Genomic DNA, 11,569 nt, shown 5'->3' on the forward strand with positions numbered 1-11,569 from the left:
GGTGGGGACGGTGGGCGCGGTCGTGGGCGAGCTGGCGTGTGAGCAGGGCCCCGGCCACGTGGCCACCTATCACCTGGGGGCATGGGCGCTGTTGACGCTCGTGACCTGGGCGCTGTCGAAACGACTCAAACCCCGGACCTACGCACCATGAAGCACGACCCCTCGCTCATCTTGATGGAAGACGTGGACGGCGCGCCGGTGCGCATGGGCGCGGCGGTGATGATCGTCCGCACGGAGCCGGATGACTCCGTGTCGGAGCGCTTCCTGGGCCGCGTGGGCGTCGTCGTGGCGCTGGTGTTCGACGATCCGCCCATGCAGTACCCGAGCGACCCGCTCATCCAGGTGCGCGTGGCCGGCGTGGGCGAGGACCTGTTCTTCGCCCGGGAGATCGTCGAGGTGCCTCAGGGTCACTTCGTCGCGTTCGGGTCGTCCAGCTCCGGGTAGTGCCGGAAGATGCCGTGCGGGTTGAAGTGCTGCGCACGCGGGGACTTCTTGTAGGCAGCGATGCGAGGGCGCTCCGCGACGCGCTGACGCAAGGCCATCACGCCGGGAACCTCCGGGGCGACGCGGCGCATGGCATTGGGAAAGGCATACAGCAGGCCTTCCACCAGTTGGTATAGCGCCAGTTCCGGATAGGAGAAGTCGCGGCCCAGGAGGAACTTCCCGCCGCCCTGCGTGTTTGCCTTCAACACGCGTTCGAAATAGCCCAGGAACTTCGGGATGCGCTGGGTGCGGAAATCCTCGGCGCGCTGCTTCGCGGCGTCCTTCTGCTCGTCGTAGTACTTCATCACGGCGAGCGGGTGGTGCGTGTCATGTGCTTCCGCGACCGCGTCCGCGACGGTGAGCTGAAATTGACGGGCATGGAGACGCGAGGCTTCGTCCGCGGGGACCAGGCCGAAGCGCTCACCCAGGTAGGAGCAGATGTTGGGCGCCTGGGAGAAGACGACGTCGCCCACCTTGAGCACGGGCGGCGCGTACGCGGGCACGGAGCCCTTGGAAATCATCGCCGTGATGGCCTTGGCGCCGCCGCCCTGGGCTTCGGGCAGGAGGCCCACGTCGACCCAGTCCGCGCCCGCCTCCTCCAGCACCAGCCGCACGAACTCGCCCCGGCCGGGGATGCCGGGCCAGTAGTACAGCTCGAACTTCGCGTCGCTCATCGCCGTCACCTCGCGTGATGGGAACCGGCGCGCATCCTGTGCTCGGGGGATGCGCGCTTTGGAAGCCCATCTACGAGGAGGGTTCACTCCCCCACGGTCTTGAGGTCAGTGCGTTCCGCTGGTGACCTTCAGCCCGATGATGGCGACGATCATCAGGACCAGGAAAAACAGGCGCGAGGGCGTGGCGGGCTCATGGAAGAGCACCATGCCCGCGATCGCCGCGCCGGCCGCGCCGATGCCCACCCAGACGGCGTAGGCCGTGCCGATGGGGAGCTGCTTCACCGCGAGGCCCAGGAGGCCCATGCTCGCGATGATGGCGGCCACCGTGAGCACGCTGGGCAGCGGCCGGGTGAAGCCCTGCGTGTACTTGAGGCCCAGCGTCCAGCAGACCTCGAGAAGGCCCGCGATGATGAGGAGGATCCACGACGGCGACATGACGCACGACTCCCGTTAAGGCGTCGTCTTGTCGTGACCGGGTACGGCGCACCTCGTCCGGGCTCAGAGGCCCCACCCTGGGGCTTCCGCACGCGACTCGAAAGCTAACCGGGATGGTCGCCGACCGCTACTCCTTCAGGCTTGCTCGTCAGGCAGCAACGTGAGGAGAAGCTCGTCGTTGGGACCGAGGGGACGCCAGCCTGGCGGGGGTGGATTGGCGCGGAGGGCTCGAATGGCCCGCTCGACCCGCTGCTCGTAGTTATCAGGAGCGTCAGTGGACCAGTAGGCGAGCGCCTTGGCGAGCTGAAATCGGGATTGATCATCCATCTCGGATGGCCATCCCTTCGGAAGGCTGTAGGCGAAGTGACGAACGAACACGTCGCGTACGAACCGTGTGACCTGCTTGCTCCGCTCCGCCTCTACAAGCAGTCCACGGAGGACCTGGACACCCGCGACATCGTCCTTCCCAAGCTCCTCCGCCAGCTCCACGAACGGCATGGCCGGATGCGCCTCTGCGAACGCGGTGAGCGACTTGAAACCACGCTCCTGAAGCCGCTCATGGATGCGAACCTTCCAGTTGCCATTCCAGGAACGCCCGTCCGTCATCGTCTGCTCCCTCGAACGAAATTCATGGAGATGTCGTAGGTCCTCATCCAGTCCGCCACGATGTCCAGGACCTCGTTGCGGGTCAACCTCTTGCCCGCTTCGACTTCAGCTTTGCGAAGCGCCTTCATGATCAGCTGATTCCATTCACCGGGCCAGGTGCGCCCCAGCCTCCAATCACCGCCACCATGTATGGCCTCATGGTGCGAACGCTCCAGGCGGACGCAGAACTGGTCGATGTCCATCGCCCCTTTGAAGCCGCGCTTCTCGAACCACTCCCGGTGCTCTCGCGGCATCACGTGGTGCCGCGGCGCATCCGACATTCCGGCCCCTGCCCTGCCGGTCTCGCGCATGCCACGGACCTCTGGCCCATCACCGAGCGCTTCGCGGACGCCCTTGGGCAGGTCCTGACCGCCCTGCGACATCAGCAGCTGTCCGGCGTGGACGCGGACCGCCGCGCTGACGACTGGCGCGGAGAGGACACCTGCCTGGACGAGCGCCCGCATCCGCTCCACCCACTCCGCAGAGACGACAATCCGGGAGCCCATCATCACGCCGCCCGACCCCATCACGAGCCCTACGCCAAGGGTCGCGGGAGCCGCTGGCGGCAGTCGTGGCAGTGACGCCTTCAGGGACGACACCAGCGTGAGCATTTCCAGGAACCGCGCCGCCGCCACGACCTTCCCGCCCAGCTCCGCCGACGCGCGGACACCTTCGCGGATGGACTGGAACTCGCGCGTGAGGGCCCCCATCTGCCCCGGCAGCGCGACCGCCGCGGACTCCACCTGCTCCGGCTCCAGCGACTGAAGCCGTTTCAGGCTCGGATCGATCCGCCCCTGTACTCGGGCCAGATCCACGAAGAGCTGCTCCACGCTGTAGAAGGGGCACTGCGCGAGCACGGCATCCGCGAGTTGGAGGAAGTCGAGCCACGCGGCCAGCAACATCACGCTGCCCAGCGCGGCTTCGATTCGCTGGCCCGACATTCGGAGGAGCCCCCGCGCCAACTCGTCGTCCGTTACCGCCTCCGAAGCCTCCTCAAACAACGTGGCGTCCTCAATCAGACCGCGGATCCCGGCCACCTGCCCCGAGCCGTGTTCGAGGTAGCGCGTGAAGACACCGCCGTGCCCGCCGATGCCCGCGCCCCCGTCCTCCAGCCTGGCGAGCCCCCGGGCGATGCCATCCAGTGAGTCCGACACCTCCTGGATGGCATCCCGGACCGCCCGGAACTCCAAGGGAGCCGCCGTCTCTCCTCCCCTGGACCGGCCCTGCCACCCGAGACCCGCGCTCACTCGCGAGCCCTGATGCAGCTCACGCCCCCGCACGGGCGGCCCGGAGGCACACGCCAGGGACATCATCACGACCCCCAGCAGCCATCGCATCGCCGTCATGGAGCCTCCCGGAAGGGGAACTCCACGCTAACAAGACAAACGAGGCACGAATCTGCTAAGCTAGAAAAACCAGCAATATCGCCAAAGCCGTAAATTTTCAGTGGAGGCTTTTCAATGCAGCCCAAGCATTTCGCCGTCGCCGCTAGCGTGTCGCTGTTCGCGCTGGGGCTGAGCGCGCAGGCGGCGGAGATCTTCCGCAACACCGGAACACTCACCGGCTGGAACTCCATCAACCGGGAGCACAACGGCTCCGTGAACGAGGTCACCAACGTCACCTATGAGGGCCCCACCGCCATCAAGGTCACGCAGATCTACGACCCGAACTACACGGGCCGGTACCACTCGGAGGTGGTGAGGAACAACGTCTACCGCCGCGGCGACACGGGCTTCTATGGCTTCACGTTCCGCCTGCAGCAGGACTGGCAGTTCCAACCCCAGTCCTACAACATCGCGCAGTTCATCGCGGACTTCTCCAACACCGGCTGCGACGACTACATGCCGTCCACCATGGTGTGGCTGTCCGGCAACCAGCTCTACACGCGCGTCAAGCAGGGAACCGTCTGCAACCAGAAGACCGTCACCTTCCCCAGTCTGGCCACCGTGAGCGCGGGGGAATGGCACAAGGTCATCATGCAGGTGAAGTGGGCAAGCGACAGCACCGGCTACATCAAGCTCTGGTTCGACGGCGTGAAGGTCCTGGAGCAGTTCAATCTGGCGACCACCGTGGCTGACGACCGCTACTTCCAGTTCCGCGTCGGCCTCTACGCCAATGGCTGGCACGACAGCGGCTCCATGCAGGGCTCCCAGCCCAACCGCAGCATCTGGTTCGACGAAATCGCCGCCGGCACGACGTTCGCCGACGCCGACCCTTCGCAGTGGTAGTCCCGGTGGGCGCGGCGAGGTCCTCCCCCCGCCGCGCCGCCAACCTCACGGCAGCTGTGACTGGAACGCGCCCCACCGCGTGTGCACCCACTGCCGGATGTATTCCACCTCCTCCGCGTGGGTCTTGAAGTCCTGGCGCAGGTGCCAGTCCGGGAAGTTGCCGTACCCTCCGTCGCTCCCCGCCTCCGGCTTCGCGAAGTCGCGGTACTCCGTTGCCCACCGCGCCTCGTCTCGCTGCGCGTTCGGTCCCAGCTCCTGCACGTAGCCGTCAATCAGGGCCTGCACCGCGGCCTCGCTCAGCTCGTTCTTCAGGGCCTGGCGGTAGCGCTCGCGCATGGGGCCCGCGATGGTGGACTCCGCGAGCATCCGCTTGAAGAGCAGGTTGTCATACGCGTAGGTGGGCCGCGCCGTGGCGCTGGTGCGCGTGGTGTCGTAGTTCTGCCCGAAGCTCGCGTCCAGGTCCCACGGGATGAAGCGCCACGGTCCGCCCGCCTTGGGGTCATACGCGTGATAGGCGTTCTTCCCCTGCGAGTCATTGCCCTGGATGAGCGTATTGAAGATCCACCAGTCCTCGTAGTCCCGCGCCTTCAGCTTCGTCCCGAACTCCTGGCGGAAACCGTCCGCGCTGGAGTCCGCCACCCACGCGACGAAGGCGTCCAGCGTGTCAAAGGCGTGGGGCTGGTTCTGCTCGGGCGTGCCCTCGTCCTTTTCGAAGCCGACGTGGAGGTGCTCCTTCGTCTGCCCATTGCGCTTGAGGCGGGAGAAGTTGGCGTCCGCGTCCACGCCCTTGAACAGGTCCGAGTCGTTGTCGATGCCGTTCCACTCCATCAGCCGCTTGTCCACGTGATCCGCCGCCGTGTAGAGGCCGCGGTACTTGTTGTTCGCGTACACCACCACGCTGAAGGTGCGGATGCGCACGGCGTCGGGCGACAGCCGGTTCCACAGGTCGAACGCGAGCCGCGAGCGCAGGTATGAGTTGTCATTGAACGGGGTGATCAGCACCAGGCGCTTGCGGTCCTTGAAGCCGTCGCCAAAGACGGGCTCGGAGAACAGGTCGTCCTCCGCGAACTTGAAGGTCAGGCTGCGCTTGGGAAACACGCTGGACGTGGCCCCGCGGTACTTCGCTTCCATCGTGAAGCGGTGGCCCCGGTACACCACCTCCGCGGGCCGGTAGCCTCCGGACGTCAGGCCCACGGCCGGGTCGAAGAACAGGTGCACCACGGGCAGCCCGTACTCCTCCGTGTAGGCCGCGGGGTCGACGATGTCGACCTTGCCCGGCGCGTTGTCATTGTTGGCCACGCCCACCTTGAGCGTGCCCGTCTCGTCGGTGGTGCGCTCCTCCAGCGTGAGCATCCACACCGCGCCCTGGTTGAGCGCGGGCGTCCAACGCAGCGTGGCGGTGGACTCGTCGAACGTGGCGCCCTGAGGCAGGTTCTTCACCCCGAAGCGCAGCCCGGCCTCCTTGAGGCCCGTCGCGCACGTCACCTGCGCGGTGAAGGCCTCGCCCTCCAGCACCCAGCGCGTGTCGCCCGCCGTGGGTGCGCAGGCCCGCGGTGCCGTCCCCGCGTCCGGCATTTCGGTGCCCGCGTCGGACTGCGAACCCGTTCCCGCGTCGGAGGACGGCTGCGTGCCCCCATCCATCGTGCCCGCGTCGGACTGCGGGTGCGTGCCCGCGTCGGAGTCCGTGCCGGAAGGCGTGTCGTTCGTGGGCGATGGGGTGTCACCGCCGCCGCACGCCACCAGAGCGAAGCACGCCAGCCCCGCCAGTCCCCGCGTCCACCATCGCCTTGTTCGCACCGAGCAGCGTCCCCCTTGCGTCACGGGCCTGTGACAGGCCGTGGAGGCAAGGGGTAGTCATCGTTCCGGAGTGCCGACACCCGCGCTCCGGGGCGATGTCGCACGCCCGACAGCGTCAACGTCAGTACGTCACGATCAAGCCAGCGTGCAGGCTGGAGTACGTCTCCTCGGCCGCTCCTCCGTTGTTCCAACCAGTGAGCGTGCCGGGCCCGGAGAAGCTGTCCTTGAAGTGCTCCAGGTGCCAGGCCACCTCGTAGCCGAACGGTCCCCAGATGTCCCCGGACACGCCCAGCTCCGCGCTCCAGCCGAAGCTGGACACGGACGTGCCGTAGTCGCGGACCTCCAGCGCCCGCCGGCCCCCGTCCGCTTCCGGCGAGTGCCCCGGCTTGGGCGACAGCAGGAGCCCGCCCGACGCGTCCAGCCGCACCGAGCTGAACAGCGGCACGGACAGGTCCACCGCCACGGACGGGAACACGCGGTGCGTGCCGGTCAGCGGGTTGTCCGTGGACTGCTCCACGTCGAACGCGCGCGTCTGGATGCCGGCGCGCGCGCCCACGTAACCCTGCTGCGGCCGCGTCGTGCCAAAGCGGAAGTAGTAGCGATACATCGCCTGCGCGGTGAAGGCCGTGTCCGTGGCGGACACCTCGCGCACCGGCGTCTGGCCGCCGTCCCCGGTGAGCGTCACGTCGGAATTGGAAAAGCCCCGCTGCGCCCCCAGCTTGAACCCCAGCCCGCGCAGCACCGACGGGGTGGCGCGCGCCAGGGGCAGCACCTCCACCTCCAGCGCCAGCCCCAGGTACGGATACGACGACCTGAAGTCCGACGTGTCCCCGAGCTGATCCTCCTCCGGCAGCCTGTCGTACGCGCCGCAGCTGTCCACGCCGGGCCGCGCGCAGTAGCGCCGCCACGTTGCCGTCAGGGACAGGTTGAGCCGCACCCAGGTGGGCGCGCCCACCTCCGGCTCCGCCTTCGACTGCGCCTTGCCTGACGGTCCGGTGCCCAGCCGCAGCGACAGCCACGCGGGGGACTCCCGGGTGCCATGGAAGGCCGGCGGCGTCAGGACGTCGGAGGCCGCCGCGGCCGGAGCCGACAGGGCTCCGACGAGGGCCAGGGTCCGCGGCAGTCCCGAGAGGACCCTCGCGCTTCGGGTGGTCGTCATGCTCCGGTCAGGTTCACCCAGCGCCGGGGCGAAGTCCAGGCTCGGGGCTCAGGCGTTCATCACGTGACCCACGCTGGCCGTGGAGGGCACCGGCGCCGGCTGCGGCGTGAGCGAAGGCGAGGAATCCTGGGACACCACGGGTGCAGGCTGGGATTCCTGCGCACGACCCAGGAAGTCGCGCCGGTAGATGCGCACCATGGCCATGAAGATGGACGCGATGAGCGGCCCCACCAGCAGGCCCATCATCCCGAACACCGCCAGCCCGCCAAACATGGACAGGAAGACGAGCAGCGGGTGCAGCGCCATGCGCGAACCGCACAGCCTGGGACGGATGACGTTGTCGATGCTGCCCACCAGGAACGTGCCCCACGCGAGCAGGAACACGCCCTCGCTCACCCGGTTCGCCGCGATGAGGATGACGCCAATGGGCCCCCACACGAGCGCGGTGCCACCCACCGGCACCAGCGCCACCAGCACCATGGCCGCGCCCCACACCCCGGCGTGCGGCACGCCCGCGATGAGCAACCCCACGAAGCCCACCGCGCCCTGCACCAGCGCGGTGACGGTGTTGCCGTAGATGATGGCGTACGCGACGTCCGTGAACTCGTGGGAGAAGGCGTCGAAGTAGCGGCGCTCCAGGGGAATCAGCCGCGCCACCTCGTTCACCAGACGACGGCCGTCCAGGAAGAAGTAGTACATGGCGACCGTCATCAGGAACATGTTGACGAGGAGCTCCGTGCCGGCGCCCACCACGTCCGCGAGCAGCCCCGCGCCGCCCGACACCGCCGTCATCAACAGGCGCTCCGTCTCCGAGCTCTCCGGATCGAAGTGCACGTAGCGGGCAAGACCCCGGGGCAGGCTGTTGAGGAAATGGTGACGCAGGTCCACCTGATCCAACAGGTCCTGCGCCTGGCCCACGAACTGGAGCACCTCCCGGGCCACCATCCAGCCCACCAGGGCCAGCGGGGCGAGAATCAGCAGGAACACCGCGAGGGTGGACAGTCCGGCCGTCAGGGACTTGCGGCCCTGGAGCCGCCGGTCCAAGGAGTCCTGGATGGGCATGAACAGGACGACCAGGAAGCCGCCCAGCAGCACCGGCATCAGGAACGGCAGCAGGATGCGTGAAAAGAGAATCAGCGCGAGCGCGAACAGCCCCGCGAAAATGAAATTGGACCACCGCTTCGAATCGCCCGCCGTCACCGCCCCACCCCGTCCCCCAGAACGACTGCACACAACGTAGGAATGGTTATTCCCACCAGGAAGTCCGCTCCTCGCTTCACCAAGAGGCCATCCATGACTTCTGGACGTTTCGTTCCCCTGGCAGCCGTCGCCACCGCAGTGGTGTCCAGCACCTTCCTGATGCTCGCTCCCGCTGGCTGCGACGAGAGCCAGAGCGTGGCATGCACCGACAACTGCCCCGCCGTGGAGGGCGCGTATCCGCTGACGTTCCTGGGGGACGCGGGCCTGTCCGCCGAGTGCGTGAACCTGAACGTCCAGCCGCTGGCGGACGGCGAGGTGCTGAACATCCAGCGCACCGGGGGCAACGCGCTCACGGCCTCACTGGCGGGGGTGGCGCTGACGGGTCAGGTGTACGCGACCGGCGACCTGACGCTCATCGGCACGCCGCTGCCCAGCGGCGACGGCGGGGTGAGCGCCACCTACACCCTCACCGCGACCCACACCGGCGGAGCCGAGGACGGCGGCCTGGGCCAGAGCAACCTGACCGGGAACTTCAGCGGCCAGTTCTCGCGCGTCCAGGGGACCAGCGCCCAAAGATGCAACGTGGCGCGCCCCTTCACGGCGACCCGGCAGTGAAGCCAGGGCCGCCGGGAGCGGCGCCAGGGCGGCAGAACTACTTCTTCTTGCCTTCGGCGGCTGCGGTCTTGGCGGCTTCCTTCTGCTTCTTGATCCGCTTCTTCCAGTGCTGACGGATCTTCATCTGCACGCGGCGGTGCTTGCTCTTGCTGTTGGCCATGTGGGTGGCTCCTGGTCTCCGGAATGGAGCAAAGGGGAGCTTACCTATCAGAAGCCTACGGGCTCCCGGAAGAGGAACCCTCGGGGTCCCCCGGGACAGGCGCCGCGTTCGCTTCCGGCGAGGGCCCTGGCGCCCCGTCCGGAGGGGGTTCGTTGGGGGCCGGACGGGTCGGGAAGGGAATGCCCTCCGCGCCGCGGACCTGGGTGGGCAGGGCGCTGCCCAGCGTCACCTCCCCCTCCCGGTCCTCGTCGCTGGGGCGCTCCTTGGAGGCCGGCGCGCTCGTCTGGTGGGGGCGCTTCTTCACCGAGGCGAAGATGGGACGGCAGGCGTCCACGAAGCGGCGGACCTCGTCCAGGGGCAGCGCCGGCGAGTAGTTGTCGTTCACCCCCGTCATGGGCTCCGCCATGCACATGGCGTTGAGGATGGCCTCCTCCGTGGCCTCCATCACGGCCTCGTAGAGGGGGTCCAGACGCTGATCCAGGAGGATCTTCATCTTGTAGACCATCTTCTGGGTGCGCCTGGGGATGATGTTCGCGGTGGAGAAGCCCACCACGATTTCACCCGAGCCGTGCGCCGCGTAGCTGCCCACCCGGCCAATGCCCAGGCCCACGCGCTTGCAGAGGCGGTTGATCTGATGGCTCAAGAGCGGCGCGTCCGTGGCGACCACCGCGATGATGGAGCCGTAGGACTTGCCGCGGTGGGGGGTGTTCTTGAACTTCTCCACCAGCACTTCGCCCACGGGCAGGCCGCCCACGCGCAGGTTGTGCATCTTCCCGAAGTTGGACATGACGAGCACGCCCAGCGTGTAGCCGCCCAGCACCTCCGGCAGCTTGCGCGACGACGTGCCGATGCCGCCCTTGAAGTCGCACGTCACCATGCCGGTGCCGCCGCCGACGTTGCCCTCCTGCACCGGCCCGGACTTCGCGGCGTTGATGGCGGCGAAGACGTGCTCCTGGCGCACGTGGCGGCCGGAGACGTCGTTGAGCCACGAGTCGTCGCACTCGCCCACCACGGGGATGATGACGTCGTGCTCGTCACCGATGCCCGGGTAGCGCTGGACCAGGTAGTTGGCCACGCCGTCGGACACGGCGCCCACGGCCATGGTGTTGGTGAGGAGGATGGGCGTTTCAATGAGGCCCCACTCCATGAGCTGCGTCATGCCGGAGACCTCGCCCGCGCCGTTGAGCACGAAGCCGCCTCCACTCATGCGCTCCATGAAGATGTTGCCCAGGTTGGGCAGGATGGCCGTGACGCCCGTGCGCACCGGACCGTAGCCGGGGCGTAACGGCCCCGAGCCTTCGATGATGGTGGTGTGGCCCACCAACACGCCTTCCACGTCGGTGATGGCGTTGTACTTCCCCGGCTTGAAGCGCCCCAGCGGAAGTCCCAGCTCCCGCGCCCGGACCCTCGGCCCATTCTCTTCCGGTATCCGCACCATGGCGCCGACCGTACCCGACAATCTCCTACGGTCAACCCTGCTTTCCCTACCAACTGTCCCGAAGGTTCAGCCGCGTGCGGGTGTCTTCAGCCCCTCGACGAGCAGCCGCGTCTGCACGCGGGCGAGCGACTCCGCGGCCTCCGCGCCCTGCTGGGACTCACCGAGTTGCTGATCCACGAACAGCGAGGCGAGCCCGTGCACGAGCGACCACGCGGTGAGCGTGAGGGGCCGCGACTCGCCGGGGCGCAGGAGGCCCGCCGCCTGTCCGGCCTCGATGCTGCTCACCAGCAACGTGAAGGCACCCTGCTCTCCTTCCGGCTCCGGGGGCGGTGACATGGGCCGGGTGAAGTGCGGGCCGAACATCACCCGGAAGTGCGGCGGGTGGCGCATGGCGAACAGCACGTAGGCCTCGCCCGCCGCGTACAGCCGCTCCAGGGGGCCGGTGTGCGGGGCCATGCGCTCGCGCATCTCGCGCGCCATGGCGCGGAAGCCCTCGTGCGCCACTGCCTCCAGCAGCGCCTCCTTGTCCGCGAAGTGCCGGTACGGCGCCGCGTGGGTGACGCCCGCCCGCCGGGCCACCTCCCGCAGGGACAGCGCGCCGAAGCCCTCCTCGGCGATGAGCACCACCGCCGCGTCCACCAGCGCCTGGCGGAGGTCTCCGTGGTGGTAGCGGCCCTTGTCCTCGGGTGCCTCCGCCGCCTGCTTCCGCTTGCCTCGCGTCGCCACCGTCCGTGC

Annotated in this window: 13 protein-coding genes and 1 riboswitch; of the genes, 3 read left to right on the forward strand and 10 right to left on the reverse strand. The window is 68.2% G+C overall.

Annotated elements, in window-relative coordinates; all coding sequences use genetic code 11:
• The first annotated feature begins 147 nt into the window (after positions 1-147).
• Entirely contained in the window at positions 148-444 is a 297-nt protein-coding gene (locus D7V77_RS07050; RefSeq protein WP_120575497.1) for a Carotenogenesis protein CarS, read from the forward strand.
• Here the strand turns inward: D7V77_RS07050 and D7V77_RS07055 are convergent.
• The 4 genes from D7V77_RS07055 to D7V77_RS07070 all read right to left on the reverse strand — a co-directional run bounded on the left by D7V77_RS07055 (position 408) and on the right by D7V77_RS07070 (position 3,583).
• Positions 408-1,157 (reverse strand): glutathione S-transferase, encoded by a 750-nt coding sequence (locus tag D7V77_RS07055; protein ID WP_120575498.1) that lies wholly within the window; start codon positions 1,155-1,157, stop codon positions 408-410. The genes D7V77_RS07050 and D7V77_RS07055 overlap by 37 nt on opposite strands.
• Positions 1,158-1,262: 105 nt before the next feature.
• Positions 1,263-1,592, reverse strand: a complete 330-nt coding sequence (gene sugE / locus D7V77_RS07060; RefSeq protein ID WP_120575499.1) for a quaternary ammonium compound efflux SMR transporter SugE — start codon at positions 1,590-1,592, stop codon at positions 1,263-1,265.
• A gap of 17 nt (positions 1,593-1,609) precedes the next feature.
• A riboswitch (guanidine-III (ykkC-III) riboswitch) is annotated at positions 1,610-1,679 on the reverse strand.
• Between the two features lie 48 nt (positions 1,680-1,727).
• Positions 1,728-2,198: an NUDIX hydrolase gene (locus D7V77_RS07065; protein WP_120575500.1), complete on the reverse strand. Its 471-nt coding sequence runs from the start codon at positions 2,196-2,198 to the stop codon at positions 1,728-1,730.
• On the reverse strand, positions 2,195-3,583 hold the full coding sequence (locus D7V77_RS07070) for a DUF2380 domain-containing protein (protein ID WP_120575501.1): 1,389 nt from the start codon (positions 3,581-3,583) through the stop codon (positions 2,195-2,197). Before D7V77_RS07070 ends, D7V77_RS07065 begins: the two co-directional genes overlap by 4 nt.
• Before the next feature lie 114 nt (positions 3,584-3,697).
• Between D7V77_RS07070 and D7V77_RS07075 the strand changes: the two genes are divergently transcribed.
• A complete protein-coding gene (locus D7V77_RS07075) occupies positions 3,698-4,465 on the forward strand; it encodes a polysaccharide lyase (RefSeq protein ID WP_120575502.1) in 768 nt (255 codons plus the stop codon).
• Positions 4,466-4,510: 45 nt separating this feature from the next.
• Here D7V77_RS07075 and D7V77_RS07080 read toward each other — a convergent pair whose 3' ends face one another.
• The 3 genes from D7V77_RS07080 to D7V77_RS07090 form a co-directional block, all read right to left on the reverse strand.
• The gene (locus D7V77_RS07080; protein ID WP_120575503.1) at positions 4,511-6,262 is read right to left on the reverse strand and encodes a CotH kinase family protein; all 1,752 of its coding nucleotides are present in this window, start codon (positions 6,260-6,262) and stop codon (positions 4,511-4,513) included.
• A gap of 121 nt (positions 6,263-6,383) precedes the next feature.
• Entirely contained in the window at positions 6,384-7,421 is a 1,038-nt protein-coding gene (locus tag D7V77_RS07085; RefSeq protein ID WP_120575504.1) for a hypothetical protein, read from the reverse strand.
• 48 nt (positions 7,422-7,469) lie between these two features.
• Positions 7,470-8,621 carry an AI-2E family transporter gene (locus D7V77_RS07090; RefSeq protein ID WP_120575505.1) on the reverse strand — a complete coding sequence of 384 codons (1,152 nt, stop codon included), beginning with the start codon at positions 8,619-8,621 and terminating at the stop codon, positions 7,470-7,472.
• Between the two features lie 93 nt (positions 8,622-8,714).
• Between D7V77_RS07090 and D7V77_RS07095 the strand changes: the two genes are divergently transcribed.
• Entirely contained in the window at positions 8,715-9,236 is a 522-nt protein-coding gene (locus D7V77_RS07095; protein ID WP_121752695.1) for a hypothetical protein, read from the forward strand.
• Between the two features lie 37 nt (positions 9,237-9,273).
• Here D7V77_RS07095 and D7V77_RS07100 read toward each other — a convergent pair whose 3' ends face one another.
• From D7V77_RS07100 to D7V77_RS07110, 3 genes are all read right to left on the reverse strand, one after another.
• Positions 9,274-9,396, reverse strand: coding sequence for an aminopeptidase (locus D7V77_RS07100; protein WP_120560766.1), 123 nt, complete (start codon positions 9,394-9,396; stop codon positions 9,274-9,276).
• A gap of 55 nt (positions 9,397-9,451) precedes the next feature.
• A complete protein-coding gene (locus D7V77_RS07105; protein ID WP_120575507.1) occupies positions 9,452-10,834 on the reverse strand; it encodes a P1 family peptidase in 1,383 nt (460 codons plus the stop codon).
• 66 nt (positions 10,835-10,900) lie between these two features.
• Positions 10,901-11,560 carry a TetR/AcrR family transcriptional regulator gene (locus tag D7V77_RS07110; RefSeq protein WP_120575532.1) on the reverse strand — a complete coding sequence of 220 codons (660 nt, stop codon included), beginning with the start codon at positions 11,558-11,560 and terminating at the stop codon, positions 10,901-10,903.
• Positions 11,561-11,569 lie beyond the last annotated feature (9 nt).

The sequence above is a fragment of the Corallococcus sp. CA041A genome, from assembly GCF_003612075.1.
Lineage (GTDB): Bacteria > Myxococcota > Myxococcia > Myxococcales > Myxococcaceae > Corallococcus > Corallococcus exiguus.